At 43.0% G+C, this 19,645-nt stretch carries 13 protein-coding genes; 2 read left to right on the top strand and 11 right to left on the bottom strand.

Translation table 11 applies throughout. The annotated features are described in order from the left end of the window. Window positions 1–170: 170 nt before the first annotated feature. From I2I04_RS05020 to alaS, 6 genes are all read right to left on the bottom strand, one after another. On the bottom strand, window positions 171–2,441 hold the full coding sequence (locus I2I04_RS05020; RefSeq protein WP_195654505.1) for a GH92 family glycosyl hydrolase: 2,271 nt from the start codon (window positions 2,439–2,441) through the stop codon (window positions 171–173). Window positions 2,442–2,452: 11 nt separating this feature from the next. Further along, window positions 2,453–4,750, bottom strand: a complete 2,298-nt coding sequence (locus tag I2I04_RS05015; protein WP_143259118.1) for a GH92 family glycosyl hydrolase — start codon at window positions 4,748–4,750, stop codon at window positions 2,453–2,455. Window positions 4,751–4,794: 44 nt separating this feature from the next. Beyond that, entirely contained in the window at window positions 4,795–5,802 is a 1,008-nt protein-coding gene (locus tag I2I04_RS05010; RefSeq protein ID WP_195654504.1) for a FecR family protein, read from the bottom strand. A 34-nt stretch (window positions 5,803–5,836) separates the two neighbouring features. Then, window positions 5,837–6,394 carry an RNA polymerase sigma-70 factor gene (locus I2I04_RS05005; RefSeq protein WP_143259119.1) on the bottom strand — a complete coding sequence of 186 codons (558 nt, stop codon included), beginning with the start codon at window positions 6,392–6,394 and terminating at the stop codon, window positions 5,837–5,839. Window positions 6,395–6,421: 27 nt separating this feature from the next. Beyond that, a complete protein-coding gene (locus tag I2I04_RS05000; protein ID WP_195654586.1) occupies window positions 6,422–8,659 on the bottom strand; it encodes a GH92 family glycosyl hydrolase in 2,238 nt (745 codons plus the stop codon). Between the two features lie 527 nt (window positions 8,660–9,186). Continuing rightward, window positions 9,187–11,805, bottom strand: a complete 2,619-nt coding sequence (alaS, locus tag I2I04_RS04995; RefSeq protein WP_195654503.1) for an alanine--tRNA ligase — start codon at window positions 11,803–11,805, stop codon at window positions 9,187–9,189. A gap of 171 nt (window positions 11,806–11,976) precedes the next feature. Between alaS and I2I04_RS04990 the strand changes: the two genes are divergently transcribed. Both I2I04_RS04990 and I2I04_RS04985 read left to right on the top strand, forming a co-directional pair. Continuing rightward, window positions 11,977–12,945, top strand: a complete 969-nt coding sequence (locus tag I2I04_RS04990; RefSeq protein ID WP_004305395.1) for a M23 family metallopeptidase — start codon at window positions 11,977–11,979, stop codon at window positions 12,943–12,945. A gap of 21 nt (window positions 12,946–12,966) precedes the next feature. Next, the gene (locus tag I2I04_RS04985) at window positions 12,967–13,311 is read left to right on the top strand and encodes a MerR family transcriptional regulator (RefSeq protein ID WP_004301384.1); all 345 of its coding nucleotides are present in this window, start codon (window positions 12,967–12,969) and stop codon (window positions 13,309–13,311) included. A gap of 36 nt (window positions 13,312–13,347) precedes the next feature. On the opposite strand, the gene I2I04_RS04980 is transcribed toward I2I04_RS04985, so the two are convergent. The 5 genes from I2I04_RS04980 to I2I04_RS04960 form a co-directional block, all read right to left on the bottom strand. Beyond that, on the bottom strand, window positions 13,348–15,588 hold the full coding sequence (locus I2I04_RS04980; RefSeq protein ID WP_195654502.1) for a RelA/SpoT family protein: 2,241 nt from the start codon (window positions 15,586–15,588) through the stop codon (window positions 13,348–13,350). Between the two features lie 72 nt (window positions 15,589–15,660). Further along, window positions 15,661–16,956 carry a lytic transglycosylase domain-containing protein gene (locus I2I04_RS04975; protein ID WP_143259121.1) on the bottom strand — a complete coding sequence of 432 codons (1,296 nt, stop codon included), beginning with the start codon at window positions 16,954–16,956 and terminating at the stop codon, window positions 15,661–15,663. Window positions 16,957–16,989: 33 nt separating this feature from the next. Further along, complete coding sequence (locus I2I04_RS04970) at window positions 16,990–17,877, bottom strand: DUF5683 domain-containing protein (protein WP_195654501.1); 888 nt, start codon at window positions 17,875–17,877, stop codon at window positions 16,990–16,992. Continuing rightward, window positions 17,878–18,768, bottom strand: coding sequence for a ParB/RepB/Spo0J family partition protein (locus I2I04_RS04965; RefSeq protein WP_195654500.1), 891 nt, complete (start codon window positions 18,766–18,768; stop codon window positions 17,878–17,880). It abuts the gene before it with no gap. Between the two features lie 16 nt (window positions 18,769–18,784). Continuing rightward, window positions 18,785–19,549 carry a ParA family protein gene (locus I2I04_RS04960; protein WP_004301394.1) on the bottom strand — a complete coding sequence of 255 codons (765 nt, stop codon included), beginning with the start codon at window positions 19,547–19,549 and terminating at the stop codon, window positions 18,785–18,787. Window positions 19,550–19,645: the final 96 nt, after the last annotated feature.

Below are 19,645 nucleotides of genomic sequence, written 5' to 3'. Positions count from 1 at the left end.
TGCCTTGTTTTGTCGAATAAAAGCAGCGAAAGATAATAAAAGCAATAGCCTGAAAGCAAAGAAGTCTGCTTTCAGGCTATTGCTTTCAGCCGGAATATTGATGAATAGTTACTTTCTGAAAAATACTGAAAGACTCAAACCAAGATTAGGGCTAAATTATCTCGCAAGGATTATTGTTCTTTAGAGAAAGAATAGGGCATATCTTCTTCTTTAGTTCCTCTATTCTGATTAGGTTGATTGCTCATTTCAACACTGATCGTACCTCCCTTGAGCAAATTTTCGTGTCGGAGATAATTTTTAGTGTAATCAGCACCATTAACATTCATCGAATTGACATAAAAATTCTTCTTACTGTTATTCGGAGCATCAATAACCAAACTATTGCCATTCTCAAAATGGAGTGTAGCTTTCTTGAATAACGGAGCACCTATAATATATTCATCCGTTCCCGGACAAACAGGATAGAAACCTAATGCCGAGAATACATACCAGGCAGAAGTTTGTCCGTTGTCCTCGTCGCCACAATAGCCGTCCGGAGTAGGAGAGTACATACGATCCATTACTTGACGCAACCAGTATTGGGCTTTCCAAGGTTGTCCTGCATAGTCATATAAATAAATCATGTGCTGAATCGGTTGATTGCCATGTGCATAGTTACCCATATTCATCACAGTCATTTCACGGATTTCATGAATCACTTGGCCGTAGTAGCTATCATCAAAAATAGGAGGTACGGCAAAAACAGAATCCATCATGGTGATAAACATCTCTTTTCCACCCATCAAGTCAATCAATCCTTGAGGATCGTGGAATACAGACCAAGTATAGTGCCAGCTATTTCCTTCCGTAAAGGCATCCCCCCATTTCAGCGGAGAGAAAGGAGATTGGAATGTACCATCTTCGTTGCGTCCACGCATTAACTTAGATTCCTTATCAAAAAGATTCTTGTAGTTCATGGCACGTTTTGCGAAAAGATTAATCTCTTTTTTCGGACGTTTAAGTTCCTTTGCCAGTTGGTAGATACACCAGTCATTGTATGCATATTCCAGCGTGCGTGCGGCGTTCTCATTGATTTTTACATCATAAGGCACATAACCCTGTTTATTGTAATATTCATATCCCAGACGTCCTGTTGATGATACTTGTGGATGTACATTCTCCGTTCCGTGAATCAGCCCTTCATACAATGTTTTTATATCGTCCACTTTCACTCCTTTCATGTAAGCATCCACTAAGACGGAAGCAGAATTGTTACCAACCATACAGCCCCTGTGTCCCGGACTTGCCCATTCCGGGAAGAAACCGCTCTCTTTATATGTATTGATCAGACCTTCCTGCATCTCCTTGTTGACTGACGGGTACATCAGGTTCAATAACGGGAATAGGCAACGGAAAGTATCCCAAAAGCCTGTGTCGGTATACATATATCCCGGTAATACTTGCCCATTATAAGGACTGTAATGAATAGCTTGGCCGGCAGCATCCAGTTCGTAGAATTTGCGTGGGAAGAGTAATGAACGATATAAACAAGAATAGAATGTGCGATATTGGTCGAGATTGCCTCCTTCTACTTCTATTTTGCCTAACACTTGGTTCCACGCTTCTTTTCCTTTCTTGGCTAGCTGTTCAATATTATCTTTGCCCAACTCTTTCATATTCAAAGCTGCCTGTTCAAAACTGATGAAAGAAGAAGCAATTCTTGCATGTACTTGTTCGCCTTTATGTGTTTGGAAACCGATAATGGCTCCGGCATGATCCGTTGTCTGTTCGGTAACATTTTCTTGCAGATTGTCATTGGCTACCGTAGCTTTATAAGTGAAAGGCTTGTCGAATTCAATAATAAAGTAATTTTTAAAGTTTTCGGGAACTCCACCGCTGTTGCGAGTCGTGTAACCGATAATCTTGTTTTCTTCCGGAATAACCTTAATATACGATCCCTTATCAAAGGCATCCACTACAACATACGAATGATCGTTTTCCGGAAAAGTGAAACGGAAAAGAACGGCACGCTCGGTTGGAGCCATTTCTGTCACTACATCATGCTCTGCAAGATATACCTTATAATAATAAGGAGTGGCAGTTTCTCCTTTGTGGGCAAACCAACTGGCACGCTTCTCTTCATTGAATTCCGGTTTGCCTACTACAGGCATAATAGAGAATTGTCCGTAATCATTAATCCACGGACTGGGTTGATGTGTTTGCTTAAATCCACGAATCTTATTAGCCGTATAAGTGTATTGCCATCCGTCTCCCATCTTTCCTGTTTGCGGAGTCCAGAAATTCATCCCCCACGGACGGGCAATGACCGGATAAGTATTACCTGTTGATAACTCGAAACTAGATTGAGAACCCATAAGTGGATTGACATACTGCGTCCAGTCTTTGGCTTTTGCAAAGACGATACAACTTAATGCGCATATTAATAGGAGATACTTTTTCATGGTCTTATTTATTATTTGATATGAGAGTCAGGGGAGACGATTCCCCATTTTGTAGGCTGATTGGTCATCTTGATTTCCATCGTTCCTCCATTCGCAATATCCTGATGGTTAAAGAATGGAATGTTTAGAGCCTTACCGTTCAGCAATACACTTTCAATGTATTTATTCTTTTTCCCATTATTCTTTACTACAATACTGAAAGTCTTTCCTTCCGGCAGATTGATAACCGCTTTGTCGAAAGCAGGACGTCCGATGGAATATACCGGCTTGCCGGGACATACCTGATAGAATCCCATAGAGTTGAGTATATACCAGGCAGACATCTGGCCGCAGTCTTCATTACCCGAAAGACCATCTATACTGTTGGCATACTGGCTTCGGTAAACACTATCTACCAACTCTTGAGTTCTCCAAGGGTGGTTAACGTAGTTATATAGATGGATCACATGATGACTTGGTTCGTTTCCATGTGCATATTGCCCGATAAGTCCGCTGATATCTGATGAGGTTGTCTCACCTTCAAGTGATGAATCGGCCGAGAATAAGGAATCGAGTTTCTGTACAAAAGCATCTTCTCCACCCATCAGATTGACTAATCCTTCTACATCATGCGGCACAAACCAAGTCCATTGCCAAGCTGTTCCTTCACAATAATCATCGCTGCGGTGAGTAGATGCGCGCGGATTGAATGGAGTACGCCATTCACCTTTTGAGTCTAGTCCACGCATGAAGCGGATTGATTTGTCGAAATAAAATTCGTACGCCTTGGCAAAGCGTTCATACTTTGCTTTGGATTCAAAATCACTCATCGCTTCTGCAAAGATAGAGATACACCAGTCATCATACGCATATTCCAACGCTTTGGCCACTGATTCGTTTTCGCGGTCACAAGGGATATATCCGATGGCATTCTTATAATATTTTGCTTTCGGCATGAGATGAGGCAATACCAGATCCGGACATTTGATGCCGGTAGTGTCATATTCGGCGGCACGTAGGCAGGCTTTATAAGCCTCTTTGGCATCAAAGTTGCGATACCCTTTCATGTAGGCATCCACGATGACCGGAACAGCATGATAACCAATCATAGTGCCAGTGTAATTGGAAGCCAAGTCCCACATGGGGTATATCCCACCTTCCTGATGTTTCTTAATTAACGAATTGATAAAGTGATTATTCAGATCAGGATCAATGATAGTCATTAGCGGATGTAGCGCACGGAAAGTATCCCATAAAGAAAAGACAGTATATATCGGATTAAGGGTGTCTCCTTGATGCACTTCAAGATCCATTCCTAAATAACGTCCGTCTGCATCAGTGAACAGATTTGGACTGATTCCCGTATGATAGAGGGCCGTGTAGAAGATGGCTTTATCTTCTTTATCGGAAGTTGTAATATCAATTTTGGAAAGATATTCATTCCATGCCGTACGTGCGTCTTTACGTACTTTTTCGAAGTCCCATCCGGGAATTTCTGATTCAACGTTCTTCCGTGCACCGGCAATATCTACAGCGGACACACCTACTTTAACAAGAACCTGCTCGTCTTTACTGGTGTTGAAATGCAATAATGCTTTGCAGACAGGAAGCCGTTTGCCATTGTCCATGGTGATAGAATCCGTAACGAGCGTATAAGAGAATGGTTTGGAAAATTTAGCGTAGAAGTTGATATATTGGTCGAAAGCCCAATAAGTTGTTTTCTTATGTCCACAGATTTCCGTATCGCTTATTACTTCTATTTCCATCTCGGAGTTAGTCTGTCGTTGCAGGCTGTAATCCAGGTCGATGATAAATCCGGATTCGGCGTTTTCGGGAAAGGTATAGCGATGGATTGCTCCTCGTTTGGTGGATGAAATTTCAGCTTTCACCTGATAAGTATCAAGAAAGACAGAATAATATCCCGGTTCTGCGATTTCATTCTTATGTGAGAAAGAGGAAGCGTATGCTAGGCGTTGGCTTTGGGGATCGGTTGTACGATATTGTTGCTTACCTACGGTTGGCATAAGCAAGACATCTCCATAGTCGCAACAACCTGTACCGCTGACGTGTGTGTGTGAGAAGCCATTGATGGTAGAGTCGGCATAATAATAACCGGAACAGGCATCCCAACCATCGATCCGGGTGTCCGGACTAGGCTGAATCATGCCGTGGGGAACTACTGCTCCGGGGAAGGTATGACCATGTCCGCCAGTACCGATGAAAGGGTTGACGTAAGCACTATAATCTTTTACATTAGTGGGGGCTGTGCAGGAGTTAAGTGTGAATAAACCTCCTAAACATCCTACTATTAGGAATGTTTTAAATTTCATGGTATTAATAGCTTTTAAGTTTTATCCGGTTCATCTTTTACTTCTTATTTGGGAGAAATGAAGATATTGTTTCCGACAATTTTATAATCAATAGGTATAGAGTTTTGCAATGATTTTAACACTGACTCGATATTCGATTTCCTTTTCAGTACACCGGAGTAAGTTTTACCCGTCTGAATGTCAGGAGACAGAATGATTTTCACGTCATAGAAACGCTCCAGCGCTTTGGTGATGGTGAAGATATCTGCTTTTTGGAATGGAATCAGATTATCGTGCCAAACAGCATCCAACTTGGCATCCACTTGTTTTACGGTCAATCGTCCATTATTTTTGTTCAGTTCCGCACGTTGTCCCGGAGTGAGGATAATCTGCCCTTCTTCCTTATTACCTTTTACTTCAATCTCACCTTCAATAAGTGTCGCCTCCGCTATCCGGCAACGCTTATCGGATTTTAAATTGAACGTAGTTCCCAGTACGCGTACGCGTATTGCGTCACTTTGAACGGTGAATGGCTTATGGCGGTTTTTGGTGACCTCAAAATAAGCTTCTCCTTCCAGGTAGACATTGCGTTCCTTTTCGGAGAATTCACGTGGATATTTCAAGGTTGCTGCATTGTTCAGCCAAACTTTGCTACCATCCGGCAAGACTACCTCCTTAACAATGCCTTCGCTGGCTACTGCGACCATCATTTGTTGATTGTTTCCGCTTTGATAGAACCAATATCCGACTCCACCACCCATGATCAACATTACAGCAATCACTGCGGCATATTTCATCCAGCGGTGCATGCTTAATATTTTGCTCTGTTTACCTTTCTCTTCGTCCAGCTTTTTATAAAGTTGTTTTTCCGCACGAAGTATCCGTTGTTCATCAGTGTACTGGTCGAATTTACCCAAATGATAAATTTCTTCCATACGAAAGAGCTGGCGGGCGTTTTCTTCCGATTCCTTCATCCAGGCATTGACCTCGATAAGCTCTTCTTCAGAACACTGTCCTGTCAGATATCTGTTTATTATTTCTTCACTCAGATTACTCATTTTCTTTTCCTTCATATTAGTAATACAATTCAAAACGCAAAAACACTTATTATAATCGCCATAAAAATAAGAAAAGAATTGCCCAAAGAGGATCGAGTCGGGCACGCAAGTATTTTAAGGCCTTATACATATGGGCTTCCACCGTGCGGAGTGAAACTCCGAGAATATCGGCTATTTCCTTGTTTTTCATATCATGCAGATAGCTAAGCTTGAAAACCTCTTTGCATTTATCAGGGAGTTCATTAATCGCATCATGGATTTCCTTGCGGAGTTCCTTATCTTCGATCCTCCGAATCACTTCGTTGTTGTCTGGTTGGTAAAACTCTGCACGTCTTTGGTTGATTTCTTCCATGGCAACACAATAACTGTCTTCCACACTGCGGTGTTTCAAGACGTTGAGGGCACGGGTGTAAACGGCACGATAGAGAAAGGCCTGGATTTGCTCGCCTATCTCTATGTGGTCTTTCCGCTTCCATAATTCTACAAATACGTCCTGCACTACATCCTCTGCTTCTTCTTCTCCTACCAGGCGGGTGGCATAGAAAATCAGGCTGGGGTAGTACCGGCGGAATAGTGCTTTATAGGTTATATCGAAGTTTTCGTTCATTCTCTCAGTTGGTTGTTCAGGTTTGGCTTATGGGTTATTTTCTTTGGATATAACTCCGATAGTTTTAGGTGTATTACTCATTTCAAATTCGACAGTCGCTCCACTCATGATTTGCTCGTGAGTAAGATACGTTTTGTCATACGGTTTTCCATCTATTTTGATGGATTGGATATAGATATTTTCTTTGTTCACTTTGGGGGCCAGTACGGTGAAAGTCTTTCCATTCGCCAGATGTAATTGCATTTCCGGGAATAGGGGAGTACCTATCTCGTATTTTCCACTGACGGGGTTAACAGGATAGAATCCCATCGCACTGAATACATACCATGCTGACATCTGCCCGCAATCTTCGTTGCCACAAAGACCGGCAGGCTCGTTCTTGTAGAGCTCGTTCATCACTTTGGCTACATATTCTTGTGTACGGCTTTCCTGTCCTATTGCATTGAACAGGTAGATGACGTGATGGCTCGGCTCGTTGCCGTGCGCGTACTGACCTATCATTCCTGTGCTGAAGAGGGGGAGTTCGGCATCAGCTGCCGGATGGTAGGTGAACATGCTGTCCAGTTTTTCGGCAAATCTGTTTTTACCGCCTACAAGGTCTATCAGTCCGTCAACGTCGTGTTGTACCGACCAGAAATATTGCCATCCGTTGCTTTCGCAGATGTGTGGCGTATAGTCATCGGCTTTGAAGTCCTTGATAAAGGTGCCTTTATCGTCACGTGGCTGCATGAAAGAAGTGGCGGGGTTATATACATTCTTGTAGTTTTGAGAGCGTTTGTAAAATTCGTCCGCAATGTCTTGTTTGCCCATCTTCTTCGCCATTTCGGCAATGCAGTAATCATCGAAAGCGTATTCCAGTGTTTTGGATAACGACCAGTTTTCTGCGTTGTAGTGGTCTGTTACGTTGTAAGGTATGTATCCTAATTCTTTATAGAGTCCAATGCCACGATAATTATCCAGATTAGCCGTTGCTATGCAAGCATTCAGGGCTTTTTTTGCGTCGAAGTCACCGATTCCTTTCAGATAGGCGTCTACAATAACAGGGACAGCATGATAACCGATCATCATGTCTGTTTCACTTCCGTAGAAATTCCATACAGGTAAGCGGCCATTTTGTTCGTAGAAGGCGATGAAGGATTTCACCATGTCGTTGACACGCTCAGGTTCGGTATAAGTAAAGAGAGGGTGGGCAGCACGGTACGTATCCCATAGAGAGAAGGTGCTATAATTAACCCAGCCGTCAGCCTGGTGTACTTTCTTGTCGGGCCCATAGTAAGCTCCGTCTACATCACTGTAAATAGTAGGAGCAATCATCGAGTGATAGAGAGCAGTGTAGAAGTTTACTTTATCGTTCTCATTATCACTTTTTATTTCAATCTTTCCGAGCTGGCGGTTCCAGTTTGCTTTTGTTTCCGCCAAATATTTGTCGAAGTCATTTTCGGGGATTTCTGCTTGCAAGTTTTTAGCAGCTCCTTCCATGCTGACACCGGAAATGGCGGTGTTAACTAATATCTGTTCATCCTTTTGAGTATTGAAGTCGAAGCGGGCAATAACAGCTGTGCCGATACGTTTATTGTCTTTGATGATGGCAGTTGTGTCCAGTTTCATTTTCTCAAAAGGCTTGGAGAAGCGGGTGCGGAAATAGATGTGTTGATCGCGTGCCCAACCATCGGAGAAACGGTAACCTTGAATGGTGACGGAGTCTACGATTTCGATATGAGAATCGTTGGTAAAATCCCAGTTCATGGCTTTCTTCAGATTTAAGAAGATAGCAGATTGGGCTTCCGGAAAGGTATAACGTTGGATACCACAACGCTCCGTGGCAGTCAGTTCGACGTTGATGTTGTAATCAGTCAGGCGTACTTGATAATAACCGGCATGAGCACTTTCATCCTTGTGGGAAAATTTAGAGTGGATGCCAAGTGGTGCTTCCGCTTCTTTGTAGGGAAGAGTGACAGGCATGAAAGAAATGTCATACAAATCTCCCGCTCCAGTGCCGGAAAGATGTGTGTGGCTGAAACCGGCAATCGTACTGTCCGGATAGAAATAACCGGAGATACGGTCCCATCCGGGGAGTCCGTTGTCCGGGCTAAGTTGCACCATGCCGAAAGGAGCTTGGGCACCAGGATAAGTGTTTCCAGTGAAGTCTGTTCCGATAAATGGATTTACATAAGATGTGTAATCTATTTCGTGTTTTTCTTGCGTAGGGGTACAAGAAATGAGCATGCAGGTTAACAGCAGGCATAGATAAGCAGGTGTTCTCATCATTCTTTAGGTATTAGTGATTACTTATTTTATTTATTTGAAGGATAAGAAAAATAATTAATCTGGTCACAAAGGTAGAAAAAAACTGTGACAAGCCTAAATTATAAGCTAATATTTTTAGAAAGAGACAAATAGACTTCTATTTCTTACCGGGTTTGTTTGGTTTTGGGGGAGGGTCGGAAGTATCCTTCCCCGATGCTTTTATAGGGGATTCAAAAGGGGATTCAAGCCGAAATTGTTGTTGGTGAATTCCCTTCTGTAAAATAGTGACGCTATCCGATGCAAATAGTGACGCTATATGCTAGCGATACCGTCACTATCCTGTGCATATACCGTCACTATTTTTTTCTACATTAATAGGGAGTTTCTTATGTATTTATTCAGACGTGTCTAATTTTAAGTCTTTACGTAAAAGGGGGTGTCTATAAGTCTCTTTTTAACGATTTCACCCCTGTCAGTTCATCAAACTCTGACAGGGGTGATTTCTTTTTTTTCGGGGCTTGTTAGACAGCCTCTTTTATTTATTCTTAGATTCCTGCCAGCTCCAGTACTTTTTCAACTGCTGCCGGTAGCCCATCAGCATTTTTACCTCCTGCAGTAGCGAAGTGAGGTTGGCCACCGCCGCCACCTTGAATCAGTTTGGCAGCCTCTTTTACCAGATTACCAGCTTTCAGACCACCTGCAACCAAATTATCGCTAAGCATTACTGTCAGCATCGGTTTGCCATTGTCTGTACTTCCGGCTACGAAGAACAAGTTTTCTGTGATTTCACCCCGAAGTTGGAAAGCGATATTCTTCACTACTTCTGCCGGTAGTGGAGCACAGAACTTGATTACTTTGATACCGTGGATTTCTTGTACATTTTTCAGTAATCTTTCCTTCAGAGCTGCTTCTTTCTCTTTCATGAAGTCTTCCACCTGCTTTTTCAATCCTGCGTTTTCATCCAGATATTTACGGATTGCAATTCTTAAGTCAGGAGCATTGTTGAAGAGAGCCTTTAAGTCGCTGAGTGTATCTTGTATTGTATCCAGCATTTCTTCCACGCGTGCTCCGGTATAAGCTTCAATACGGCGAACGCCGGCAGCAACAGAACTTTCGGAGATGATTTTTACCATACCGATATTTCCGGTTGCAGCTACGTGTGTACCACCACAGAACTCGATAGAAGTTCCGAACTGGATCACACGAACTCTGTCGCCATACTTTTCACCAAAGAGAGCGATAGCTCCCAACTCCTTAGCTTCCTCGATAGGAATATTGCGATATTCTTTCAACGGAATATTAGCGCGGATTCTTGCATTGACGATATGTTCAACTTTACGGATTTCTTCATCGGTCACTTTCTGGAAGTGAGAGAAGTCGAAACGCAATGAATCCGGTGTAACCAATGAACCTTTCTGTTCGATGTGTTCACCCAACACTTCACGCAAAGCAGCATCCAGCAAGTGAGTCGCTGAGTGATTAGCTGCGCAGGCAGCACGTTTGTCGGTATCCACACAAGCCATCATCGGAGCTTCCGGGTGTTCGGGTAACTTTTTGGTAATATGTATCGGAAGATTATTTTCTTTCTTTGTATCGACCACTTCGATCGTCTCGAATTCGCTAACCAATACACCCGTATCACCTACCTGACCACCACTTTCCGCATAGAACGGAGTATAGTCAAGTACAATCTGATACAATGTCTGGTTCTTTTGTTTGATCTGACGGTAACGAAGGATAGAAGCCTCGTATTCAGTGTAATCGTAACCAACGAATTCAGTAGTTCCTTCTTTTAGTACAATCCAGTCACCAGTTTCGATGGCGGCAGCATTACGTGCACGCTGTTTCTGTTGCTGCATTTCTTCATTGAACTCTTCAATGTTGACAGTCATTCCGTTTTCACGGAGAATCAGCTCTGTCAAGTCGAGCGGGAAACCGAATGTATCATATAAAGTAAAGGCATCTTTACCGCTGATTTCAGTTTTTCCATTGGCTTTGGTATCTTCCATTGTCTTATCCAATAGACGGATACCAGTTTCCAAAGTGCGGAGGAATGATTCTTCTTCTTCCTTGATTACTTTTTCAATCAGTGTCTTTTGTGCAACCAGTTCAGGATAAGCCTCTCCCATATTATCAATCAATACAGGAAGCAACTTGTACATAAATGCCTGTTTCTGTCCGAGGAAAGTATATCCGTAACGAACAGCACGGCGAAGGATACGGCGGATCACGTAGCCAGCTTTAGCATTAGAAGGCAACTGACCATCTGTGATTGAGAATGCAATGGTACGGATATGGTCGGCAATCACACGCATAGCGATATCTTGTTGTTTGTCTTTTCTGTATTCTGTACCCGACATCGCTGCAATAGCTTTCAGCATTGGCTGGAATACGTCTGTGTCGTAGTTGGATGTTTTGCCTTGCAAAGCCATACAAAGACGTTCGAATCCCATACCGGTGTCAATAACCTTGGCAGGAAGCGGCTCAAGACTGCCGTCTGCTTTGCGGTTGTATTGCATGAACACGAGGTTCCAGATTTCAATCACCTGCGGGTGATCGTGGTTCACGAGGTCGCGACCGGAGATCTTGGCACGTTCCTCAGCAGGACGAAGGTCGATATGGATTTCGGAACAAGGTCCGCAAGGTCCTGTATCACCCATTTCCCAGAAGTTATCGTGTTTGTTACCGTTGATAATATGATCTTTCGGAAGGAACTGTTCCCAATAGGAAGCAGCTTCGTCGTCACGGCTCAATCCTTCTTCAGGACTTCCTTCAAATACGGTTGCATAGAGATGTTCCGGATTCAGTTTCAAGACTTCTACCAGATATTCCCACGCCCAGTTGATGGCTTCTTTCTTGAAGTAATCGCCGAACGACCAGTTACCAAGCATTTCAAACATGGTGTGGTGGTACGTATCGTGCCCTACTTCTTCCAAGTCATTATGCTTTCCACTTACACGCAAACATTTTTGCGAGTCCGCGACTCTTTGGTATTTCGCTGGGTGGTTACCCAAAATAATATCTTTAAACTGGTTCATACCCGCGTTCGTAAACATCAGGGTAGGGTCATCTTTAATCACCATCGGAGCCGAGGGAACGATGTGGTGTCCTTTCGACTCAAAGAAATTCTTGAATGAATCTCTGATCTCTTTTGCAGTCAACATATAATGAAGAATTATGATTTATGAATTATGAATTATGGGCTGTGGGATATGAGAGAGGGGAGGAATCCCCAATAAATCATAAATCACAACTCATAAATTCGTAAAAACTGTGCAAAGATAGCTTGTTTTTATTACTTTTGCCGTATTAACAAGCGAAATATTTCCAAAAAGATGCGCAAAGTATACTACATCTATAATCCACAGACCCAGACTTATGATCGAATTTACCCTACCGTACGGCAGCGTGCGCTTAGTATCTTGCGTCGGCTTTTCTATGGAATGGGGTTGGGAGCTGGTTGCTTTATTGTATTGCTTTTGATTTTTGGCTCTCCGTCGGAGAAAGAATTAAGAATTGAAAACAGCCGTCTTTTGGCACAGTACAATGTGCTTTCCCGGCGTTTGGACGACGCCATGGGAGTGCTTCAGGATATCCAGCAACGTGACGATAATCTGTATCGGGTGATTTTGCAGGCAGATCCTGTTTCCCCTGCTATCCGTCAGGCAGGTTATGGCGGGACGAACCGTTACGAAGAACTAATGGATTTGGCAAATGCCAAGCTGGTGGTGAATACGACTCAAAAGTTGGACGTGCTTTCCAAAAGGCTTTATATCCAGTCGAAATCTTTCGATGATGTGATTGATATGTGTAAGAACCACGATGAGATGCTGAAATGTATTCCGGCTATCCAGCCAATTTCGAATAAAGATCTTCGTCAGACAGCATCTGGTTATGGTACGCGTATCGACCCTATTTATGGTACGACAAAGTTCCATGCAGGTATGGACTTTTCTGCTCATCCGGGAACAGATGTTTATGCTACCGGAAACGGAACAGTGGTGAAAGTGGGATGGGAAACCGGATACGGTAATACTATCGAGATAGATCATGGTTTCGGGTATCTCACTCGGTATGCTCACTTGCAGGGATTTAATACGAAAGTCGGAAAGAAAGTGGTACGTGGTGAGATTATCGGAAAAGTGGGTAGTACAGGAAAAAGTACCGGTCCGCATCTGCATTATGAAGTGCATGTGAAAGGACAGGTAGTGAATCCGGTTAATTATTATTTCATGGATTTGAGTGCCGAAGATTATGAGAAGATGATTCAGCTGGCAGCCAATCATGGTAAAGTTTTCGATTAAAAATCTTAAAACAGGAGTGTTATGCTTAATACAGACAAAGAGTTGAAGCTATATTATTCAATAGGAGAGGTTGCCGACATGTTCGGAGTCAATCCGTCATTGCTCCGTTTTTGGGAAAAGGAGTTTCCGCAAATATCTCCTAAGACAGCGGGAAGAGGAATACGTCAGTATCGCAAAGAAGACGTAGAAACGATTGGACTTATCTACCATTTGGTAAAAGAGAAAGGCATGACACTTCCCGGTGCCCGGCAACGTTTGAAGGATAATAAAGAAGCTACGGTTCGTAATTATGAGATCGTAAATAAGCTGAAAGCGATAAAAGAAGAGCTTTTGGCTATTAAGCGCGAATTGGATGGACGGGAGTAGAATAACGTTGACCGATAACGAATGTGTCGATCAACGTTATTCTTCTACGCGGCTCACCTGTTTGATATTCTGTATTTTCTTCAGATTGTTACAGATGGTTCTCACATCATCCACATCATGTACCCATAACTGAATTTTTCCCTCAAAGATACCATCTTCGGTTTCGATGGTCAGCTTACGGATATTTACATTGAGCTGTCTGGAGATAACTTGGGTGACTTCATTCAAAAGTCCCATGCTGTCTATACCTTTTATATATATATATACCAGGAAAGATAATTCTTTGTGTGTATCCCATTCTGTCGCTAATATACGGTTGCCATAACTGCTCTTCAGTTTGGCGGCAACAGGACATTGGCGTTTGTGAATAATGATCCGGTCGTTTTCATCCACATATCCCAATACGTCATCGCCGGGAATAGGATGGCAACATTCCGCCATGATATATTTTTTCTGCAAACTTTCTTCCGTCAGTTTGAGCACTTGCTTCGGATTGATCTTTTCTTTTTCTTGTGGCTCTTTTTCTTCCTGCTTCTCTTTGCTGTTGCCGAAAGAAAAAGTCAGATATTTCTTCCAGTTACTGGTTTGCTTTTCTCTCAATTCATTCTTATCCGCTTCTCCCAAGACGATTGCTTTACTGCCAATAGCAGCCAGTAGTTCTTCTTCATTCTTGGCATTATGCAGTTTGCGCAGCTTCTCAATAATTGCTTCTTCCGGACGGATTTCCTCTTTTTTCAGAAACTCATTAAGGATTTCTTCACCTATCTTCTGGTTTGCTTTGCGTTCTTTGCGGAGAATGGCTGCTATCTTGGCACGGGCACGGGCAGTGGTTGCAAAAACTTCCCATTGCGGTTGTACACGTTGCGATTTTGAAGTCAGAATTTCAACTTGGTCACCACTTTGCAATTTATGGCTCAATGGCACAAGTTTGTGGTTGACTTTGGCACCAATACAATGACTGCCAATATCCGTATGCAAAGAAAATGCGAAGTCGAGAGCCGTAGAATTCTGCGGCATAGTCTTCAACTCACCTTTGGGAGTGAACACGAATATTTCAGAAGCAAATAAATTAAGTTTGATGGTATCCAGAAAGTCAATGGCATCCGGTTGCGGATCATCCAATATCTCCTTAATGGTTTTCAACCATTTTTCCAACTCTCCTTCATCTTCGCTGCCTCCTCCTTCTTTGTATTTCCAGTGAGCGGCGAAACCTTGTTCGGCAACGTCATTCATTCGTTCACTACGAATCTGGACTTCAATCCATTGTCCGTTATTACCCATCAGGGTGACATGCAATGCCTGATAACCATTTGCTTTAGGATGGCTTACCCAGTCGCGCAGACGGTCCGGATGAGGCTTGTATATTTTGGAGATGGAAACGTAGATGTCGAAACAGTCGTTGAGTTCTTCTTCCTCATTGCGTGGTTCGAAGATGATTCGGACAGCCAGCAAGTCAAATATTTCTTCGAAAGGAACATGCTTGGTCTGCATCTTGTTCCAGATGGAATAGATTGATTTTACGCGGGCAAGTATCCGGTATTTCAGCCCCATCTTATCCAGCTGTGTACGGATAGGAGCAGTGAAGTCGTTGAAAACCTTGTCGCGTTCGACGGCTGTGGCATTCAACTTCTCTTCTATTTCTGCATATTCTTCGGGGTGTTCATATTTAAAGCTTAGATTCTCAAGCTCTGTTTTTATCTTATAGAGTCCCAAACGGTTGGCGAGTGGAGCATAGATGTAGAGCGTTTCGCCTGCAATCTTATATTGTTTGTTGGGTAACATAGAGCCGAGGGTACGCATGTTGTGCAAACGGTCGGCTATCTTGATAAGGATTACCCGAATGTCGTTCGACATGGTGAGCAGCAACTTCTTGAAGTTCTCTGCCTGTGCTGAAGCACGGTCGCCGAAGATTCCACCGGATATTTTGGTCAGTCCGTCCACAATCTGGGCAATCTTTGGACCAAAGATATTCTCAATGTCTTCCACTGTGTAATCAGTGTCTTCTACTACATCGTGCAGCAAGGCCGCACAGATAGAAGTCGAACCGAGGCCGATCTCATTACATACAATACTGGCAACAGCAATCGGGTGCATAATATAAGGTTCGCCCGAACGGCGTTTGATACCTTTATGCGCCTGATTGGCGAAGTTGAAAGCTTTCGTAATGATTTCAACTTTCTTGCGATGTTTAGTGTTGAGATAATCATTCAGTAGTTCGTGGAACGCCTGATTGATCATCTCTTCGTCACTTATTTCTTTGGGGGGTAGATTATCCATAATTGTTATCCTTTCACTTGCTTAGTTCTGCAAAAATAAGCAAATTTCCGAACGATGCAAGCAGGAAGCTGTTTATTTGTATATTTTCAATCGTTTTCCTGCTGCAATTTTGGTGTTGGACATTCCATTCCACCTTTGTATATCCTTAATCGTGACGCCATACTTTCCGGCGATGGTTGACAAAGTGTCTCCACTTTTTATTGTGTAGTAGGTCAGTTTGCCTTTACCGGCAACGGCTGTTGCCGTTTTGCGGGTTGAGGGTGTAATTTCCTTTACTGCAACGGTTTTCCGGTTGCGGAACAATTCGTCGGCACGATGTGCATAAATTGTATCTTGCTTATCTATAAAAGTACTGATAGCATCGATGGGGAGTCTTAAAGTATAAGGCTTGCTGTCACCCGGGATCATTTGCTTCTTATATTGAGGATTCAAACTCTTGATTTGATCCAAAGGTACATTGCAAAGATCAGCAATCTGTTCGAAGTGCAGATTCTTGTTCACTTGTACTGTGTCGGTACTTGCCGGAATATTTGTTTCCATCGGACAAATATTATGGTCGCAGTAGTAAGTCATCACATAGTTGGCGGCGATAAAAGCAGGCACGTAGCCACGTGTCTCTTTAGGCAGGTAATTATAGATTTTCCAGTAATCCGTTTCGCCATTGGCACGGCGGATTGCCTTGTTGATAGTACCGGGGCCACAGTTATAAGCAGCAATCACAAGATTCCAGTCTCCATAGATATCGTACATTTCTTTGAGATAACGTGCGGCAGCCCAAGTAGCTTTAATCGGGTCGCGACGTTCATCCACCAGGCTGTTTGATTCCAAACCATAGATCTTACCTGTGCCAATCATGAATTGCCACAGACCGGAAGCACCTGCGCGTGACACGGCAGAGGGGTTCAATGCAGATTCGATAATCGGGAGATATCTAAGTTCCAGTGGAAGCCCATATGCATCCAATGCTTCCTCAAAAATCGGCATATAGAAGTTGCAGGCACTTAACATGAAAGAAACCTGATTGCGCAAGCGTCCTGCATACATATCGATGAATTTGCGGATAATATCATTATAAGGCATTTCCATGATAGCCGGAATGCGTGATAAGCGGTCGATATAGACAGAGTCGCTGAATAAAGGGTTGATTTCAGCCGTGCTGCAATCTTTGCCTAAGTCAATATAATTTTTGGCTTTCCAGTCGTTCAACAGACTGTCAAGTGGATATGTCATACTTTTAGGCAGGTCGATGCTTTCTTTGCGTTCAGTTCCATTTTCACGAATCACTACATCTACACTTTGCGCTTTTACCTGAGACGTTGCCACTAGTAAAAGAAAAATAATCGAACAATAGTTAACTAATTTCTTCATGCTTCAATAATAAGATCAATCTAAATTGTGTTTTTAAAATCGTAATACGCATTGCAGACCAACCGACTTGCTTTTTAAACTGTTGGAGCGGAACTGATTGTTATTGTCGATAACAGCCGGTTCTACTTTCATGCTCAAGTCGGGGGTTATATCGAAGTTGGACAACTCTGCATCAACATAAGCGTCGATGATAGAGATCAGATAAACTCCGATAAAAGCAAATATACTAAGGTCCCGATAACGACGGAACATATCTTTTCTTCGTTTTAGTGTGTTTTTCAACTGCTCCTCATTGTAAGTGGAGTTCGGGGGCAGCAAATCTTCGTAACTTTTCGTATTCGGATTGCTGTCCATAATATCCAGATAGGCTTGCGAATAGTCTTTGTACATCTTGCCGTTCCAGCTTAAGGCGTAAGCACAACCTGCAAACCCTCCATATATAATAGGTAACTTCCAGTATTTACGGTTGTAAATCTGTCCTCCACCGGGGAATACGACTGCCAGCCACGTTGCTTTGGTCGGATTCGGGATGAATATTTTCTTGTTTATATCTTGAGTAGGTGGCGGCGCAGTGTCAGTCTTTACAACAATGGATGCCGGCTGCTCTATCTTTTTCAGCTCTTTCTTGTTGACCGCATCCAAGCTGTCCGCTATCTGTATTTTAGCAGCTGACAAACTGTCGATGGCCGGAAGCTCTTTGGATGGTGTTATCCGGATAGAATCTTTTTTCACAGAGTCCTGTGCGGCTGGTTCACGATGTCTTCGTGCACGGGCTTTCGGTGCTTCGCGCTGTATGATTGTTGTATCTTTCCGTACCGGAGTAACAGTGGATTGTGCATACACATCAATCCCTGCCACCTGTAAAAAACAGAGAAGCAGGGCGCTGACTAGTAACTGATATTTCTTACTTTTTCTTGTCATTTACTTCTTTAGCGTATCGAAGATTTCCATGATACGTTCCAGTTCCTCCTCGTTACCGAAAGGAATACTTATCTTTCCTTTTCCCTTTTCAGAGCAGGTGAGTTGTACCTTGGTGTTGAAAAAGCCGGAGAGTTGTTGCTTCAATAAGTTGAATTCTTCAGGAAGTTTACCACGTTTGGGTGTTATTTTCCGTGTGCCGCTTTTCACAGCTTCTCCTTCGCTTAATGATTTAACAATTTCTTCTACTTTGCGGACTGAATATCCGTGCTCTTGTATTTCTTCGAATATTTTAACTTGTAATTTAGGGTCGCCTAATGAAATCAGTGCACGGGCATGTCCCATGTCCAACTGCTTGTTTTGCAGGGCCATCTGTATAGGAGCCGGCAATTTCAGCAAGCGCAGGTAGTTGGCGATCGTCGTTCTTTTCTTTCCGATGCGTTCGCTAAGACGTTCCTGTGTCAGTTCGTATTGATCGAGCAGATGCTGGTAGGCAAGTGCGATTTCTACGGCATTCAGGTCTTCACGCTGGATATTTTCAATCAGCGCCATTTCCATCATGTTTTCGTCGTCGGCTGTGCGTATATAAGCAGGGATTGTTTTCAGTCCTGCTTTTTGTGACGCACGATAACGACGTTCTCCCGCGATGATCTGATACTCATCGTCCGAGAGTTTGCGTAAGGTAATAGGTTGGATGATACCGATTTCCGCAATGGAATCAGCCAGTTCCTGCAATGCTGTTTCGTCAAACTCACGGCGGGGCTGGTTAGGATTGACAGTAATCTTTGCCAGCTCTATTTCATTAATGGAAGAAGACCCTTCGGTTTTCACATCATCCATTGAGAGCAAGACGTCTAGACCGCGTCCTAATGCATTCCTTTTTTGTGTTGCCATATCTTCTTCTTTATATTTATTTATTTCGGTTGATAATTTCTTTAGCAAGAGCCAGGTGGTTTTTGGCACCGGTAGATTCCGCATCGTATAGGATGGTCGGGACACCGTAGCTGGGAGCCTCGCTTAATTTCACATTTCGTTGAATAACGGTGTTGAATACCAGTTCTTGGAAATGACGTTTCACTTCGTCGTAAATCTGATTGGCCTGACGCAGACGAGAGTCATACATTGTCAGCAAGAAACCTTCGATTTCTAAGGCCGGATTCAGTTTTGACTTGATAATTTTGATGGTATTCAACAATTTGCTGATACCTTCAAGAGCAAAATATTCAGCTTGAACGGGGATAATCACAGAGTCGGCTGCCGTCAAAGCATTGATCGTGATTAGACCTAATGAAGGAGAGCAGTCTATCAGAATATAGTCATATTCTTTCTTCAAAGGTGTGAGTACTTCTTTTAGTATCTTTTCTCGGTTTGGGAGGTTTAGCATTTCAATCTCTGCCCCTACAAGATTGATATGCGAAGAGATCACTTTCAAAGAATCAATCTCCGTGTCAAGGATAGCGTCCTGTACGTTGGCTCTGTCAATAATACATTCATAGATAGTGCATTCCGACTGCTTGATGTCTACTCCCAGACCGGAAGAGGCATTAGCTTGCGGGTCGGCATCTACCACGAGTACCTTTTTTTCCAGTGTAGCAAGTGAAGCTGCGAGATTAATCGTAGTCGTTGTTTTCCCTACACCGCCTTTTTGATTGGCCAAAGCAATAATTTTTCCCATATTCTCTAAATTTATTGGCAGCGAAATAAGTGATAAATCCTTAGAGTGCCTACGAAAAAAGAGAAACTTTGCAATTTTTGTTGATAAGTCGCCTGT

The organism is Bacteroides sp. 1001136B_160425_E2, from assembly GCF_015559655.1.
Taxonomy (GTDB): Bacteria; Bacteroidota; Bacteroidia; order Bacteroidales; family Bacteroidaceae; genus Bacteroides; species Bacteroides luhongzhouii.
This window is presented reverse-complemented; position numbering and strand designations above follow the sequence as displayed.